The organism is Galbibacter marinus (assembly GCF_000300875.1).
GTDB classification, from domain to species: Bacteria; Bacteroidota; Bacteroidia; order Flavobacteriales; family Flavobacteriaceae; genus Galbibacter; species Galbibacter marinus.
Genome location: NZ_AMSG01000001.1, coordinates 274,419 through 291,894, shown reverse-complemented (window position 1 = coordinate 291,894; position 17,476 = coordinate 274,419). Strand labels below are relative to the sequence as shown.

At 36.7% G+C, this 17,476-nt stretch carries 13 protein-coding genes; 8 read left to right on the top strand and 5 right to left on the bottom strand.

The annotated features are described in order from the left end of the window. The first annotated feature begins 100 nt into the window (after positions 1–100). Both I215_RS01285 and I215_RS01280 read left to right on the top strand, forming a co-directional pair. Complete coding sequence (locus I215_RS01285; RefSeq protein WP_040459658.1) at positions 101–895, top strand: HipA family kinase; 795 nt, start codon at positions 101–103, stop codon at positions 893–895. Then, positions 873–1,256 carry a DUF3037 domain-containing protein gene (locus I215_RS01280; protein ID WP_008990133.1) on the top strand — a complete coding sequence of 128 codons (384 nt, stop codon included), beginning with the start codon at positions 873–875 and terminating at the stop codon, positions 1,254–1,256. Before I215_RS01285 ends, I215_RS01280 begins: the two co-directional genes overlap by 23 nt. A gap of 15 nt (positions 1,257–1,271) precedes the next feature. Here I215_RS01280 and I215_RS01275 read toward each other — a convergent pair whose 3' ends face one another. Continuing rightward, positions 1,272–2,468, bottom strand: coding sequence for an SH3 domain-containing C40 family peptidase (locus I215_RS01275; RefSeq protein ID WP_008990132.1), 1,197 nt, complete (start codon positions 2,466–2,468; stop codon positions 1,272–1,274). Positions 2,469–2,552: 84 nt separating this feature from the next. Next, positions 2,553–4,967, bottom strand: a complete 2,415-nt coding sequence (locus I215_RS01270; protein ID WP_040459657.1) for a TonB-dependent receptor domain-containing protein — start codon at positions 4,965–4,967, stop codon at positions 2,553–2,555. Positions 4,968–5,297: 330 nt separating this feature from the next. On the opposite strand from I215_RS01270, the gene lepA reads away from it, so the two are divergent. Then, positions 5,298–7,094 carry a translation elongation factor 4 gene (lepA, locus tag I215_RS01265; protein ID WP_008990130.1) on the top strand — a complete coding sequence of 599 codons (1,797 nt, stop codon included), beginning with the start codon at positions 5,298–5,300 and terminating at the stop codon, positions 7,092–7,094. Positions 7,095–7,178: 84 nt separating this feature from the next. Here lepA and I215_RS01260 read toward each other — a convergent pair whose 3' ends face one another. Further along, positions 7,179–7,763 (bottom strand): hypothetical protein, encoded by a 585-nt coding sequence (locus I215_RS01260; protein WP_008990129.1) that lies wholly within the window; start codon positions 7,761–7,763, stop codon positions 7,179–7,181. Between the two features lie 27 nt (positions 7,764–7,790). Continuing rightward, positions 7,791–9,827, bottom strand: a complete 2,037-nt coding sequence (locus tag I215_RS01255; RefSeq protein ID WP_008990128.1) for a cation:proton antiporter — start codon at positions 9,825–9,827, stop codon at positions 7,791–7,793. 213 nt (positions 9,828–10,040) lie between these two features. Here I215_RS01255 and I215_RS01250 point away from each other — a divergent pair, with 213 nt between their 5' ends. The 5 genes from I215_RS01250 (at position 10,041) to I215_RS01230 (ending at position 16,610) form a co-directional block, all read left to right on the top strand. Then, positions 10,041–10,898, top strand: coding sequence for an MBL fold metallo-hydrolase (locus I215_RS01250; protein ID WP_008990127.1), 858 nt, complete (start codon positions 10,041–10,043; stop codon positions 10,896–10,898). A 10-nt stretch (positions 10,899–10,908) separates the two neighbouring features. Further along, the gene (locus I215_RS01245; protein ID WP_008990126.1) at positions 10,909–12,540 is read left to right on the top strand and encodes a S8 family peptidase; all 1,632 of its coding nucleotides are present in this window, start codon (positions 10,909–10,911) and stop codon (positions 12,538–12,540) included. Positions 12,541–12,600: 60 nt separating this feature from the next. Continuing rightward, positions 12,601–14,511, top strand: a complete 1,911-nt coding sequence (locus I215_RS01240) for a M1 family metallopeptidase (protein WP_008990125.1) — start codon at positions 12,601–12,603, stop codon at positions 14,509–14,511. Between the two features lie 80 nt (positions 14,512–14,591). After that, on the top strand, positions 14,592–14,969 hold the full coding sequence (gene rnpA / locus I215_RS01235) for a ribonuclease P protein component (protein ID WP_008990124.1): 378 nt from the start codon (positions 14,592–14,594) through the stop codon (positions 14,967–14,969). Positions 14,970–14,993: 24 nt separating this feature from the next. Next, positions 14,994–16,610, top strand: a complete 1,617-nt coding sequence (locus tag I215_RS01230) for a S41 family peptidase (protein ID WP_008990123.1) — start codon at positions 14,994–14,996, stop codon at positions 16,608–16,610. 22 nt (positions 16,611–16,632) lie between these two features. On the opposite strand, the gene I215_RS01225 is transcribed toward I215_RS01230, so the two are convergent. After that, positions 16,633–17,346, bottom strand: a complete 714-nt coding sequence (locus I215_RS01225) for a hypothetical protein (RefSeq protein ID WP_008990122.1) — start codon at positions 17,344–17,346, stop codon at positions 16,633–16,635. Positions 17,347–17,476: the final 130 nt, after the last annotated feature.

Here is a 17,476-nt window from a genome sequence, read left to right as displayed (position 1 = left end):
AAATCTTAATTTGAATATTTAGCCGTTATACATTTGTATGACGGCTTTTTAGTTTTTGATCTTTCCAAATTCAATACCTTTGTTTCTATAGATAGCAATCATGAAAACTATAGCTGAGCTTAGAAGCGTTAATGTCATGCGTTATATACTACCTCTTAGAGAGGGTGGTTCGCTACCTGCACTAGCAGAGGCAGATGACAGCTTTAAATATGTAATCAAATTTAAAGGTGCTGGACATGGGGAAAAAGCACTTATTGCAGAGTTGCTTGGAGGAGAACTCGCGCGTATTCTCGGATTTAAAATGCCCGAGCTGGTCTTGGCTAACTTTGATGAGGCTTTTGGACGAACAGAAGCTGATGAAGAAATCCAGGACTTATTAAAATTTAGTGAAGGCCTTAATCTAGGAATGCACTTTTTGTCAGGAGCGGTTAATTTTGATCCACTTGTAATGGAAGTACCTTCAAATTTAGCTTCTGAAATCGTTTGGCTTGATGCCTTTATAACCAATGTAGATCGTACTTTTAGAAACACCAATATGCTTATTTGGCACAAAGAGTTATGGCTGATCGATCACGGGGCTTCCTTTTATTTTCATCACGCTTTTACCAATTGGGAAAAACAAGCGCTGACTACTTTTCCACTAATTAAAGATCATGTATTGTTACCCCAGGCAAATGAATTAGAAAAAGCAAACCAGAAGTTTAAATCCATTTTAAATGAATCCATCCTTGGGCAGTTAGTAGCCTTAATTCCCGATCAGTGGTTGCAATGGAAAGAAACCGAACTCACGCCAAAGGAAATCCGAGAAATTTATTTTGAGTTTTTAGCCACCCGATTAAAGCATTCTGAAATCTTTGTAAAACAAGCACAGCATGAAAGACAAGCACTTATATGAATATGCTGTAATTCGCGTGGTTCCAAGAGTTGAACGCGAAGAATTTACAAATGTTGGGATAATAATGTTTTGTAAACAGCAAAAATACTTAGAGGTAAAATACCATATTCCAGTGGAGAAGTTAAAACACTATTGCACGGAATTAGATTTCAGTGAACTGCAAATGCACCTACAATCCTTTGAAAAAATTTCAAAAGCCAGCAAGGACGGTGGTCGTATTGCTGCCATGGATGTAGCCTCTCGATTCCGTTGGCTCACCGCAGTTCGAAGCTCGTGCATACAAACCTCTCGGCCTCATACAGGCTACAGTGAAGATTTAGAGACTACCCTAAACCATCTTTTTGAAGATCTTGTTCTGTAAGGTATCGGTATTAGGTTAAAAAAGAGCGTTATCTTTAAGATCAATTATCCCTTCTGTCTTGTTATCTAAAATCCTTTTGGTACGGATATAACGGTTAATGTTATACGCATCATAATTGGGATCATTTTTGTCCACGCTACTGATATGAACACTTCCCGCTGAGTGGATAAATTCATTATTTCCAATCCACATGCCTACATGGACGATACGCTCTTTTGTAGAATCGGTGGCCTTCTTACCAAAAAATAATAAATCACCTGGTTGTAACTTGGAAAAATCCTTGTCTTGATCCACCAAAACTCCCTGATGAATTTGTTGGGAAGCATCACGTGGAATAATTAAACCATTTAAGAAGAAAATGGTTTTTGTAAACCCACTACAATCCACTCCTTTGGGCGAAGTCCCTCCCCAAAGATATGGGAGTCCCATAAGTGTTTTGGAGGTCTCTACAAGACTCTGCTTGGTTTGATCTAAGGATGTTAACCAATCTGTATAAGGCTCCCCCTGAGATTTAGACACAAATGCCTTTCTACCATCAGGATATTCCACTTGATAAAAATCGTCTTGTCGTTCTAGAAGTTTAAGAATATTACCTGCTACTAAATCTGATATTACTTGCCCAGATTCATCTTTTTTTGCAAAGGAGCTTCCGAAGGTTTTGGTATAAATAAGTTTCTCGCTCTGGATCCAATTATCATAAGAGGTACTGTCCATAGGAACCACCCCACCAGAATCCACCCAAGCAATGTAATTGTCTGGAGTTTGAATTAGATACCAATTATCTTGCTTTTTATATATCCTAACAGGCATTCCTAATGTTCCTTGGGTGACTAGTTCGGCAGAATGTTTTGGTGTTGATCTTAAATTGGCTGCGGACAGGGCAATAATCCCTTGAGTTTTTCCCTCTAAATTAGCCTCTGGTAAAACAGAAACGCTATCGATAAAAGCGATATTAAGTCCAGAGAGTTCATCCTTTAAAGTACTTAAAGCCTTGGGAATGTTTGTGGACCCATTCAAAATATAAGAATCATTAATTGCAGTGGCTTCTATATCAAAAATCGCAACCCGAGAGTCGGGTGCATATTGGGTTTTCACCTGTTGGGTGAGCTGTTCTATTTTTTTGATATCTTGCTCACTGGTATCGGTTTGACAACTCACAAAAGCCAGTATACTTAGGCAAAGTAACCTAGCGTCTAATTTAAAATTCCTCATCGTAAAATACTGCTAATAAAGTTGCAAAGTAACGAATAATTGGTAACCTGTAGATAGATTGCATTATTTTCCAAAAAAGCCTCTTTAGAGTTGCTCCTGTTCCTCTAATCGTTGCTGTTCTTTAATTTCGAGATCTCTTTGATTATCCTTTAAGTTGTAGTTCCCAAACTTATACTTAAAACTAAGGGTTAAAACTCTGGTTTCGGGTCTAGCGGAATACCAATTATTCTGATTTTGATAATCGATGCTTAAGGGAACATTTACCGAATTAAATACATCAGCTAGGTTCAGATTAAATTCTCCTCTACCATCCCATATGGTTTTTCGAAGACCAATGGAGGTTTTAAATCGGTTATTTAGATAATAATTCCCAAAGTAAAATCCTGTCAAATACTCAAGATTAACGGTTGCTCTCCAAGTTCGGTCTTTTGATAGAGTAATCCAATTATTTAACTGCCCAAAAAACCCAAAGGTGTCAAGGTTTTGTACCTTCTTAGGACTCTCGATAGCCTCAAAACCGATATTGTAATAATAGGCAGAACTATAAAGGCTTACAAACCAGTTTTTTGTAAGGTATCTATAATGTGTAAAATCAAGACTGTATTGATAAAACTCTTCGGCGTTAAAATAAGCATTGTATAAAAATTTGTTTTCGTTGTCTTGAAAACTAAAACGGTTCAAATCCCCTTTAATATGTTGATAATACAAATCGAAAATAAAGTTACCGCTATAGGTATACTCAAGCCCTACTCTGTTTTCAATTGCTCTGGTTAAGTTAGGATTTCCACTGATAAAATTGTATTCATTTACATAGTAACGATACGGATTAAGGCTCTGATACCTTGGCCTATTGATTCCTCTTTTATAATACACACCAAGAAGATGATTTTCGTTTAATTGATGCTGTATGCCAACATTTGGGAAAAGTTCTAAATAGTCCTGTCCATTGATCTCTCCTAAGGTCTGGGAAACGCCTGAGGTATTTGTTGATTCGCCTCGTAGTCCAGCTTGAATTGACCAAATATCCCAATCCTTTGAATAATTGACATATAAGGATAGGTTATCTTCTTGATAACTAAAACGATCATCCGAGGCATTAATAGGAACGTACTCTCCGATGTAAAGCATTTCACTTTCAGAGTCAATTGTTGCAAACTTCGCCCCAAATTCAAGCATGCTTTCCTCACGCATATCAATACTATAATCTCCTTGAACTGTAAAAATAGTGTTTTGTTGATCTGCATCGGTTTCTAAGAAATTCGCTTGATAAAAATCATCATTGGCATCGAAAAACGAGGTGTTCAGTCCTTGAGTAGAAGCGTCGTGATAATACACATAATTGGTCTGTAGTGAAAGCGTACTTCGATCATTAATTTCTCTTGTAAAGGTAGCATTTAAAGCTATATTGGTATTCTCATTCTCAAGGTCTCCTATGGCATTATTACCTCCAATATAGTCTTTTGTGCTGTTGTAATTCCTAGTCTGTACATCGTTGTCTATTTGTTGATTTGGTTGAAAGCTCACATTGGTAGTTAGGCTTAAAAAATTGCGCTGATCCAAGGTAAAATCGAAAATTGTGTTCAGGTGATGACTGGTATACTTTGATGTTTTATACATATCCCACTCCCAATAATCATCCATTTGTTGACCATCAAAAAATTGTATATAACCCTGATCTTCTTTATACCACTTTTGCTGATTTATGGTGTATCCCGCATAAATATCTAAAAAGTTATTTTTGTAATAATGATTAGTTCCTAGACCATACTTTGAAAACACTCCCTGTTTATAAGTGCCTTCAAGCGAGCCTTTATATCCCACCGATACATTTTTGTTGGTATGAATATTTAAGATATATCCACTATCAGCATCGTATTTTGCAGATGGGTTTAAGATAATTTCAATATCAGATACATTGGAGCCAGAATAACTTTGTAGAAAAGATTTTAGTTCAGGGTCATCTAAATACACCCTTCTGTTGTTAATATATACAGTGGTTTTGGAATTTTTTATAGAAATGGCATCTCCCATGGTCAGCACCCCTGGAGTTTGTTGCAAAATTTCATAGGAAGAAAGTGAACTCAAACTTGTATTTTCCACATGAAACACCAATTTACCAGCTTTTTTTTCCAATACAGGGCGGTCCATAGAAACTTCAACTCCTTGAAGTTCTTGGGTATTAATTTTAAGAACAATGTCAGAAAGTTCAGTGTCCTTAGTTATGCTTAGTGGTTTAGAATAAGAACTGTATCCAATATACGAAGTCTGTAAAATATAGTTACCTGAGTGAAGGGATTCAAACTCAAAAGTTCCGTCTTCATTAGTAGAAGTCCCATTAACTAACGTAGAATCGTTCTGGTTCAACAGCACCATATTTGCAAAGTAAATGGGGTCTTGCAAAGAAGTTATCACCCTCCCACTAATTCTAATTTCCTGAGCAGAAGACAGGTAAGCCATAGAAAGTATCAGTATAAATAGAATTTGTTTGAGATGGGACATACTCTAGTAACTTTTAGTGCATAAATATAGAATTTTTTATCGATAATTACATATTTCGGTGCTACTTTTATGACAACTTAATTTCTTTAAACCCCCTATAAAGGTATAGAATACAGGGACTTCCAATAAGATGATAGATAGTTTTAAGGAAGCTCTTTTTACTCATAGGTTTTCTAGATTTATGGTTAAAAAGTTATAACACATTGATTTACTGAATCCCCTTACATTTTTTTAGTTCTCAAATATCTTTAATATCTTATTTATACCTACTAAAATAACTTATATTTGCAAACTTAATTTCCCGTTATTTTAAGGGCTACAGGTAAATTTATGAAGCACATTAGAAACTTTTGTATTATCGCACATATTGACCATGGTAAAAGCACCTTGGCAGATCGTCTGTTGGATTTTACTGGTACGGTTACCGAGCGCCAAAAACAAGATCAGTTGTTGGATAGTATGGATTTGGAGCGTGAGCGTGGTATTACGATAAAAAGTCATGCCATACAAATGGAATATGTACATCAGGGCGAAACCTATGTTTTAAACTTAATCGACACTCCTGGTCACGTGGATTTTTCTTATGAGGTTTCACGTTCAATCGCTGCTTGCGAAGGTGCCCTACTTGTAGTAGACGCGGCACAAAGTATTCAAGCGCAGACCATATCAAACCTATATTTGGCATTAGAAAACGATTTACAAATCATTCCTGTGCTGAACAAAGTAGATTTACCGAGTGCTAATCCAGAGGAAGTTACCGATGATATAGTGGATTTACTTGGTTGTGATCCAGAGGAAGTGATTCCTGCTAGTGCTAAAACAGGTATTGGTATTCAAGAAATCTTAGAAGCCATTATCGATAGAGTACCAGCTCCAAAGGGTAATGTTGATGAGCCTTTACAAGCACTGATTTTTGATTCAGTTTATAACCCTTTTAGAGGGGTAGAAACTTACTTTAGGGTAATAAATGGAGAAATTAAAAAAGGACAGAAAATCAAGTTCCTTGCCACTGGTAAGACGTATTTCGCAGATGAGGTAGGAACATTAAAACTCACTCAATTCCCAAAACAAAGTATTAAATCTGGGGATGTTGGATATCTAATTACTGGAATCAAGGACGCAAGAGAAGTCAAAGTGGGTGATACCATAACCGACGCTGCTAATCCTACTCAAAACATGATTGAAGGTTTTGAAAATGTGAAACCTATGGTTTTTGCTGGTATATATCCTGTGGACACCGAAGACTACGAAGAACTTCGAGGTGCCATGGAAAAATTACAACTCAACGATGCGTCCTTAGTGTTCGCACCAGAGAGTTCCGCAGCACTTGGTTTTGGATTTCGTTGTGGGTTTTTAGGAATGTTGCATTTGGAAATTATTCAGGAACGTCTAGAGCGTGAGTTTGACATGACTGTAATTACCACAGTGCCTAACGTAAGTTACCAAGCCTATACGAAAAAGAATCCTGAAGAAATCATTGTTGTTAATAATCCTTCTGATCTTCCAGATCCTTCTAAATTAGACAGGGTAGAAGAGCCATTTATAAAAGCGTCCATAATCACCAAGGCTGATTATGTAGGCCCAGTGATGTCGCTATGTATTGAAAAAAGAGGTGTGATTACTAATCAAACTTATTTAACTCCTGAGCGTGTAGAACTTCACTTTGATATGCCGCTAGCAGAAATTGTATTTGATTTCTACGATCGCTTAAAAACAGTTTCTAAAGGATATGCATCCTTCGATTACTCCCCTGTTGGATTACGAGCTTCAAAACTAGTTAAAGTAGATATTCTTATCAATGCAAATTCGGTGGATGCGCTTTCCGCACTTGTGCACGCAGATAACGCCTATGACATTGGTAAGAAAATGGTAGAAAAGCTCAGAGAGCTTATTCCAAGGCAGCAATTTGATATTCCGATACAAGCGGCCATTGGAGCTAAAATTATCTCAAGAGAGACCGTAAAGGCCCTTCGTAAGGATGTTACTGCTAAGTGTTATGGTGGAGATATCTCAAGAAAACGAAAATTACTTGAAAAACAGAAAAAAGGTAAAAAGCGTATGCGCCAAGTCGGGAATGTAGAGATCCCTCAACAGGCCTTTATGGCGGTGCTGAAATTAAACGATTAATTGCCTAGTGGTAATTAGGTCATCTAACCCATGTGGCCTATCAGTACAATAAATCTTTATGTCAGATTCTTAAGGGATTTTTCTTTAAGAAAGGTTCGTGCCACTTATAAACTGTAAGTCGTACTCCCCCAAATGATCTACCTTAATTTGATATGCTTTAAATTCTTCCTGTACTGGATTGTAAAAGCGTATATGAATCAAAGGCTGCTCAATGGATTTCAATTCATCGACCTCCACGGTTTGCAGAATAGCATTATTCCAGAAAGCGGATTCTTCTGGGTTCTCAAAGAAACCTTTACTTAAGCGCTGATCAAATACTAATTGGCTCTTATAATAAATCCTTAAATCAGAAGAAAAGCCTTTGTATTTGTTTTTCACATAGGTTCCAGCCTTATTCTCAAGATGATAAATCCTTTCTGTGTTGGTCCAGTTATGAATGTTCACTCTAAAATCATTGGTCAGTAAAGTGTCGGTCTCGATATTCGCCAAACCCTCCGGAATTTCAGTTTCATTTAACGAAATTTCCTGTAAAACAGGGAGCCCTTTGGCAAAATTATCTTGTTTGTCAAGTCGAATTTCACTAACCGAACAAAATAAGATCACAAATAGGAACACTACTACAAGTAGCAGGCTTTTTATACTTCCCTTTATGTTGTTTTTAAAGAACATTTAGCCCTTGTTAAGGTTTCCCTATTATTAATCTTGAGGATACACGATGATCTTACTGTTTTCTTTAAAGTACTTATCCAATTTACCAGGTAGTTTCTCAAAGTAAGCATGATAAGACGGACTGGTTTTTCTTGCTGAAACCACCATTAGTACATCGTCCTCATGCATGTCTTTAGCCAAATATAAGAAGTCATCCCAATCATCAAATGGGTTGAATACAATAGGTGCTTTAAGATTTAATCTTTTAATCATCTCTTCAATGCTTTGTCTAGTTTGCTCATCACAGTGGACAATCATTTCAGCACTCAATTCTTTTGAAAGACGGATGCTCTTTTTCAACCATAGTTCAAATCCAGTCAACTGATCTACCAAAGGTGGCACCGCTACATATAAACGTTTATGGGTAGCCCATGGTTGTAACAAATGACAGATAAATATGGTTTTGTTTGTAGAACGGACAATCTTTTCCATTTTACTTCCAACCACGCGATTGATAATTCCAGAGGTGTTTGGCCATCCAAGAATCAATAAATCCACCATGTGCTCTTTTGAAGCCCTAGAGATTCCAACCGAAATACTCTGATCAATGGTCGAAATAATTTTAACCTCTGTCTCTGAAGCAGAAGCTTGCCTAACGAAGCCTTCAAGTTTATTATTCGCTTGTGCAATATTGAGTTCCGCTTCTTCATTATTGGGAACCACTGTTAATATACGCACTGGATTATTAGAAGCCTTATCCTTAACAAGGATGGCAAATTCTAATAATTTATCAAAGTTTATAATGTTTGCAATGGGTAGTAAAATACTTTCCTTTTTAAATGTCGAGCTATTTCTAGCTGAATTCAAATCTTCATTTTCCTCCTCTTTTACCATCTTCTTAGCCGCATTTTCCGTTACTAAAGTGGAAACAATCGAGGTAATTAAAATAAGAATAATGGTACCATTTAAAATCGCAATGTCTAAAATTTCAGCTTCATATCCAACCATAATTACAGCCAAGGTCGCAGCAGCGTGACCACTACTTAAACCAAAAATCATTTTTCGCTGCGTTGGAGAATAGCTAAAAACCTGTTGTGTTAAAAAAGCTGCCACCCATTTACCGCATATAGCTACAACAGATAAGGTAAGAGCAACAATGATCGCATTCCATCCTTCTAAAATGATACTCACATCGACCAGCATTCCGACACTGATCAAAAAGAAAGGTATAAAAAGGGAGTTTCCTAAAAATTCAATACGATTCATCAATGCCGATGAATGAGGGATAAGACCATTTAAAGCCAATCCCGCTAAAAACGCACCAATTATTGGTTCAACACCTGCTAATTCCGCTAAAAAGGAAGCGAAAAACACCATGGCCAGTACAAATATATAATGAGAGTGCTGATCCTTTTCCATGGTAGTAAAAAACCACTTAGCGACCTTTGGAATAACCATAAAAATAATGGCTGAGAAAATCGCTAATGAAATAACTAATCGAACCCAAAAATCCATGGTTAGCCCACCTTCTTGGGCGTTTCCAAGAATAATTGCCAACACTATTAAAACCGCCGTATCAGTTAAAATAGTACCTCCAACTGTAATAGCGATCGCCTGGTTTTTTGCTACTCCTAATCTACTCACCACTGGATAGGCCAATAGGGTATGAGTGGCAAACATACTAGCAGTTAAGAAACTGGTGTTAAAGTCATAACCAAGTAAATAGTGAACCACTGGAAAACCAATAGATAAAGGTAAAACGAAGGTAAAGATTCCGAAAAGTAAACTTTTGTGTTTATTTACTTTGAATTCATTCATATCGAGTTCCAGTCCGGCGATAAACATGATGTAAATCAAACCAATTGTTGAAAAGAGTTCAATCGCGGCGTTTTCTTCTAAAATTCCAAGACCAAAAGGACCGATAATAATACCAGACACAATCAGGACAATAACCCCTGGAATATTAAGTCTTTTAAATAGGTGAGGAGCTATTAATATGATAAATAATATTAGAGAAAATACCAAAACCGGGTTACCAAGGGGTAAATGAAATTCATGCTCTAAAACTTCCAAAAATTTATCCATTCTCCAACGTTTTTTCTATTTCCATGCTAAAATAAAATAAATTAAAAAACAATCGCTAGTATTTTACTTTATCTTGGCAAAAATTGCCGATTCGATTAAATTAGTCTATTAACTTTGTTAAAGATTACATAATATTAAAAAAAGGGCGGATTAATATAGGAAGTATTCCTTATTTTTGGAGAGTTTCGATTGGAATCAAACTAAGTACACTTTATGACTTTATATACCGTAGAAACAGGGAATTTCAAATTGGATGGAGGTGCAATGTTTGGCGTAGTCCCGAAATCCTTATGGAATAGAACAAATCCTGCCGATGCAAATAATATGATAGATATCGCAGCTAGATCTCTTCTAATTGAAGATGGCGATAAACTCATTTTAATAGATACGGGACTGGGGAATAAACAATCCGATAAATTTTTTAGTTATTATCACCTATGGGGACCTCATCATTTGGATGGTTCATTGGAGAAACTCGGTTTTCACCGCGATGATATCACCGATGTCTTTATGACACACTTACACTTTGACCATTGCGGAGGTAGTGTTCAAATTAGCAAAAAAGGATTGTACGAACCTGCTTTTAAAAATGCCACTTTTTGGACAAACCAGGACCACTGGGAGTGGGCAACCAAACCCAATGCTAGAGAGAAAGCATCTTTTCTAAAAGAAAACATTCTTCCGTTAGAACAAAGTGGACAATTGAAATTTATTAACACCAAAGGTTCAGATTACATACAAAACACGCCCGTTGGTTTTGATGTGCTTTTAGTTAACGGGCATACAGATAAACAAATGATTCCACACATAACATATAAGGGCAAAACCTTAGTTTTTGCGGCAGATTTACTGCCTACAGTAGGTCACATCCCTTTACCTTATGTGATGGGTTACGATACCAGACCATTGCTTACTTTAGAGGAAAAAGAAAAGTTTTTAAACACCGCCGTTGTGAACAATTTTTATGTTATGTTCGAGCACGATGCACACCATGAAATTTGTACACTTCAACAAACCGAAAAAGGGGTTAGACTTAATAAAACCTTTACATTTAGTGAATTATTTAATTAAATTTTAAACGATGAATATTAAAAAATCCTTTGCTCTAGGGGCAATAACTACGACGCTTTTGGTGGGGTGCGGATCTCCTGCTATTTTACTTTCGCCTGAGACCAATACAATGGCAACCACCCAAAAAACGACCGAATTAAGTGATGCGCAATTAAAGCATTGGGGACATAGTGATCTGGTCACTGATACCATTCCAGGAATGAGTGTCGAAAAAGCATATGATGCTATTTTTAATACCATCAAAGATCTTCAACCTACCACTGTTATTGTGGGTGTTCTAGATTCAGGAGTCGATATTGAACACGACGATTTAAAAAATGTAATCTGGGTTAATGAAGATGAAATTCCAGGTAACAATATCGATGATGACAACAACGGATTTGTAGATGATGTTCACGGATGGAACTTCCTTGGAGAGGCTAATCACGAACAATTGGAGTATGTGAGAATTGTAAGTAAAGGAGATGACGGCTCTGATTTGTACAAACGTGCCAAGGAAGAATACGAAAAAGAGTACGACAAGACTTTAAAAAACAAAACGCGTTACGAACAAATAATGCAAAACGTCACTCAGGCAGATGCATTACTACAAGAAGCATTAGGTAAAGAAATTTATACTCTAGAAGATCTTGAGCAACTCGAATCAGAGGATGAACAAGTACTTCAAGCGAAAGCTGCCATGAGTCAGATGCTTGCTTTCGAAGATTCAGTAGAGGCTCTAAAAGAAGAAATTAAAGGCGGTGTTGATTATTTTGCTGGCCGTTTGAATTATCATCTTAACGTAGACTACGATGGTAGATCAATCGTAGGAGATGATCCTGAAAACATCGAAGATACCGATTATGGTAATAACGATGTAATGGGTGATAGAGATCATTCTAAGCACGGAACACACGTTGCTGGTATTATTGCAGCAGAGCGAAACAATGGAATTGGAATGAATGGTGTTGCTGATCACGTAAAAATCATGTCCGTTCGTACTGTTCCAGATGGGGATGAGTACGATAAAGATGTAGCGTTGGCTATCCGATATGCAGTTGACAACGGAGCAAAAGTAATCAACGGTAGTTTTGGAAAATACTTTTCACCAAACAAACAATGGGTATGGGATGCAATTAAATATGCAGCTTCAAAAGATGTTCTAATTATAAAAGCTGCAGGTAATGAAGGCTTAGATTTGGATGAAAATAATGTCTACCCAAATGACAATGAAAATAACGGTGAGGAGATTTCTGATAACTTCTTAACCGTTGGTGCACTGAGTCCTAATTATGGAACTAATCTTATCGCATCCTTTTCAAACTACGGTAAGGACAATGTAGATGTATTTGCTCCTGGGGTTAAAATCTATTCTACTACGCCAAGTAATGAATACGAATATTTACAAGGGACCTCCATGGCAGCTCCTGAAGTAGCTGGGGTGGCAGCTTTGATTCGTTCTTATTTCCCTAAATTAAAAGCAGCACAAGTTAAAAAGATTATCATGCAATCTGGTCTTACAACAAATATCAACGTGAGTTTAGGAGGAAATCCAAACTACACTAAACCATTTGGAGAAGTTTCTAAATCAGGTAAAATGGTAAATCTTTACAATGCTATGATCCTAGCCGACCAAGTAGCCAATGGTAAATTAACATTATAAATAAACTAAGCGTCCCTCACATGCTAATATAAAGGGACGCTTTTCTAAACTTCTAATCATATGAGACAAGTAATTTTAACTGTAGTCGCACTGACGGCAACGCTTTATGCGCAGGCAAAATCTCCTGTTGACCCACCAATCAATCAAAAAGCAACTTCCACAAATGATTCCTATTGGCAACAACAAGCCGATTATAAAATGGATATTGAGATGGATGTTGAAAACTTTCAATTCACAGGTACCCAACAAATTAAATACACAAACAATTCTCCTAATTCATTAGACCGGGTGTTTTATCATTTGTATTTTAATGCCTTTCAACCAGGTAGCGAAATGGATATGCGTTTACAAACCATTCCAGATCCAGATAGACGAATGGTGAATAATTTAGGTACTAAAGAAAACCCTAAATACCAAAGCCGCATCGCTGAATTAAGTGAAGACGAGATTGGATATCTAAAAGTTTCATCCCTTACTAAAAATGGTAAAACACTACAGTATTCAGAGGAAGGAACAACGCTAGTAGTAACACTTGATACACCTATAAAATCTGGAGAAACTGTAACTTTTGATATGGAGTTTACAGGACAGGTTCCAGTTCAAATTAGACGTTCTGGTAGAAATAATAAAGATGGTGTTGCGCTTTCTATGACACAATGGTATCCTAAAATGGCTGAATACGATTTTGAAGGATGGCATGCAGATCCATACATCGCAAGAGAGTTTCACGGTGTTTGGGGAGATTATGATGTAAATATCACCATTGATAAAGATTATATCATAGGAGGAACAGGAGTATTACAAAATGCCAACGAAATAGGATATGGTTACCAAGATGAAGGAGTAAAGGTCAAAAGACATAGAGGAAAGACCTTAACCTGGAATTTTAAAGCCCATGATGTTCATGATTTTGCTTGGGCTGCAGATCCTGAGTATATCCATGATCGCATTGAAACCCCCGAGGGAGTAACCCTTCACTTTTTATACAAAGGAAATGATAAGGTTGTTGAAAATTGGAAAAAAGTACAAGAGCCAACTGCAGAAATGCTTACATTCTTCTCTAAAAATATAGGTCCTTATCCATGGGAACAATACTCTGTAATCCAAGGTGGTGATGGCGGAATGGAATATGCCATGTGTACACTAATTACTGGAGGCGAAAACTATGGAAGTCTTTTTGGTACTACAGCCCATGAATTTGCGCACGCATGGTTCCAACAACTTTTAGCCACTAATGAGTCAGCTCATCCATGGATGGATGAAGGATTTACAACCTTTATTTCCACTTTAGCGGAGAATCAAATAAATGGTGATAATGAACCTAATCCTTTTAAAAATTCTTACAGAGGTTATCAATACATTGTAGAGTCTGGAAAAGAACAGCCTTTAAGTACTCATGCGGACCGTTATGAGTATAATGCCGCTTACTCTGTTGCCGCATACAGTAAGGGTAGTATTTTCCTTTCTCAATTAGGTTATGTGATCGGTCAGGATAAACTCATGGAAACACTTAAAGAATATTATGAGGAGTTTAAATATACCCATCCAACACCAAATGACTTTATAAGAGTTGCAGAGAAGGTATCTGGTACCAACCTTAATTGGTATTTGACTGACTGGACCAAAACCACCAATACAATTGATTACGGTATTGAGGATGTTTCATCATCAGATCAAACCACCACAGTGAATCTTAAGCGTATTGGTTTAATGCCAATGCCAATAGATGTTATGGTTTTTTACCAAGATGGTACTATGGAATATTTTTATATACCACTTCAGATGATGTACGGTGAAAAAGGTAACCCGTTCCAAGTAAAACGCAACGTGCTTCAAGATTGGGTTTGGGGTAATCCAAATTATAGTTTTGAAATTCAAAAACCTAAGAGTAGCATAAAAGCTGTTGTAATAGACCCATCCAACCTCATGGCTGATGTGGACCGTTCAAACAACACAATTCAACTCGATTAACAATACGAAGCTTTACTTTAAGCTAAAATAAGAAGCCTCCTTAAGGAGGTTTTCTTATTTTTACCAATGAAATTAAATGTATGGATCAGTCCTTAGGTATCGAGCAACGGCTCAAGAACAAAATTCTAATCGGAAAATTATTTTCCCAAGGGTCTTCTGTGTCCAAATATCCACTTCGTTTAGTGTATCTTAAAACGGAGCACAATCCAGAAACTACTATCAAAGTAGCGGTCTCTGTTTCAAAACGATCCTTTAAAAAAGCCGTGGATAGAAATAGAATAAAAAGATTGATTCGGGAGGTATACCGCCTAAATAAAATCCTGTTTACCGAACAAGTGGCAGGTGAGAGTTATGCTTTTATATTTTTATATACTGGAAGAGAAATGCCTGTTTTTGATGAACTTCAAAATACCTTAGTTAAGCTTTCCGAGAAGTTTAAGCAGCAATTAAATACTTAAGTTAGCCCTAAAAACCAGTTCATTATGAAAAAGAAAATATTTATACCCATTATTGCAATAGCTGTCCTAGTTGTATCAAGTAGTTTTAAAAATGATTTTTTTGAAATCGCGAAACAGCTAGAGATTTTTACCACCATGTTTAAGGAACTCAACATGAACTATGTCGATGAAACTAATCCTGCTGAGCTCATGGATACGGCTATTAAGAGCATGTTGGAAGAATTGGATCCCTACACTCAATTTATGAATGAACAGGACGTAGAGGGATTTAAAATAAGTACTGCTGGGGAGTACTCAGGTATTGGCGCAGTAGTCAGAAATTTTGAAGGAAAACTTTTAGTAATCGAGCCCTATAAGGGATATCCTGCTGATAAGGCTGGTTTAAAGGCTGGCGACGAAATTGTTCGTATTGGGGATACAGATGTCAGTGAGCTTAAAGAAGAGGCCACAGAACTTTTAAAAGGCTCTAATAAAAGTGATGTTACCATACAATACAAACGACAAGGGGAATTAAAAACCACTACGGTTACTCGAGAAGAAATTGAGATTGACGCTGTGCCGTATTTCAATATGATCGATCAGCAAACAGGGTATATTGTACTATCGAAATTCAACAGTAAAGCGTCTAAACAAACAAAAGATGCTCTAGAGAATTTAAAATCAAAAGGTGCAAAAAGAATTATTTTAGACTTGAGAAATAATCCAGGAGGATTGCTAACAGAGGCCATTGAGGTGTGTAACCTATTTGTGCCTAAGGGTGAATTAATTGTCAGTACTAAGTCAAAAGTAAAAAAATTTAACAAGCAATACCACACCCGTAAAAAGCCCGTGGATACCGAAATCCCATTGGTTGTTTTAATCAATGGAAGAAGCGCCTCTGCCAGCGAAATTGTCAGTGGAGCATTACAGGATTTGGATCGAGCGATCATAGTAGGGGCAAAGAGCTTTGGAAAAGGTTTGGTTCAACGTCCTATAAAACTTAATTACGGTACACAGTTAAAGGTGACCATTTCAAGGTATTATACCCCTAGTGGGCGATGTATACAATCCACCGATTATTGGAACCGAGATGAACAAGGCAATGCTGTTGTGAAAAAGGATTTTAATGAATTTCACACTCGTAACGGACGCAAAGTATATGACGGAGGAGGCGTGACCCCTGATATTGCTATTGATCATTTAAAAGATAATAGCCTAACTGCTGCCCTTATTGAAAATCAAGTTATTTTCGATTACGCTACCGAGTATTACTACGACCATCCCACTAGTAATATTTCCGATTTTAATTTTACAAATTCCGATTATCAACAATTTAAATCCTTTGTGAAATCTCACGGTTTCTCATATCAAACTAACACAGAGAAAGCTTTAAAGAAAATTATGCAGAGTGATGAAATCAATGAGTTTGGTCCTGAGATTAAGGCCGATTACCAAACTCTGCTCATCGATATTGAAAACAACAAATTAAGTTCTTTAGATCAGTACAAAGCTAGTATTCAAAAAAACATTGAAGATGAACTCATCGTCCGTTATTTTTATAGAGATGGGCTTTATGACTATTACCTTAAGAATGACCAGGCAATTGTAAAAGCAACAATTCTGTTAGAGGATGCCACTAAATACAAACAAGTCCTAAAATAATCTCTAAACGTTAGTATTTAGGTTATTGTAAAAATTTAAAATATAGCCGGCGAAGGAGGAATTCCACACGCTTTTGATTACCGATTTTGTGGATCCCATTATTTTGGTCAGAAACATAATAGCAGAATAAATAGTATTGGGGCTCTGAAACACCTAACTCTTCTCGTATAAACTTTCGGTAATTGGAGTGTAGAAATTCAACAATCATATCACTCCCTTCTGCCTTGAGCTCCTTTTTCAACGTTTTAGTACGACCACTAATCATATTGATTAAGGGATCTAATCCTAGCCTCATTCCATTTCCTTTATAATATGATTTAGAAGCTGCTTTTAATCGTGCTTCAGCTGGAGTATACATTTTAGGTTTATAGGCTGTGAAGGTGCCATAGGATAATTTACGCTGATTCAAAACAACTTCATCCAGGGCAATGACCCCTTTATCCATATAGACTTCAATATATCCGAGATCAATATCCGTTTTACTTACAATCTTGTAAAAGTTTTTAAATTCCTTCGAGGCTACAAATAATTCATCACCTTGATTAGCCATGATTTGGTGATAGCCATCACTGTATTGCCCTTCTATAGATTTACTGAGATTTGCAATACCAAACTGTTCTACTGCCTTGTCATTCTGATAAATAAAAACCTTCAAGTTTGCCTGTTGGGCTAGGGTTGAAGAACAATACACCAAGAAGCATCCTGATTGCAATACAATTTTTGAAAGTATATTCATTTAGTTGGTATTAGTAATCACCCAAGTTAAATAAACAGCCATTTAGTAAAAGTCTCTTTAACTTTTCTTTACCCATGTTTTGGGAAAGATTTTGGAAAACTCCTGCTATCATTTAGAAAATTTTAACTTC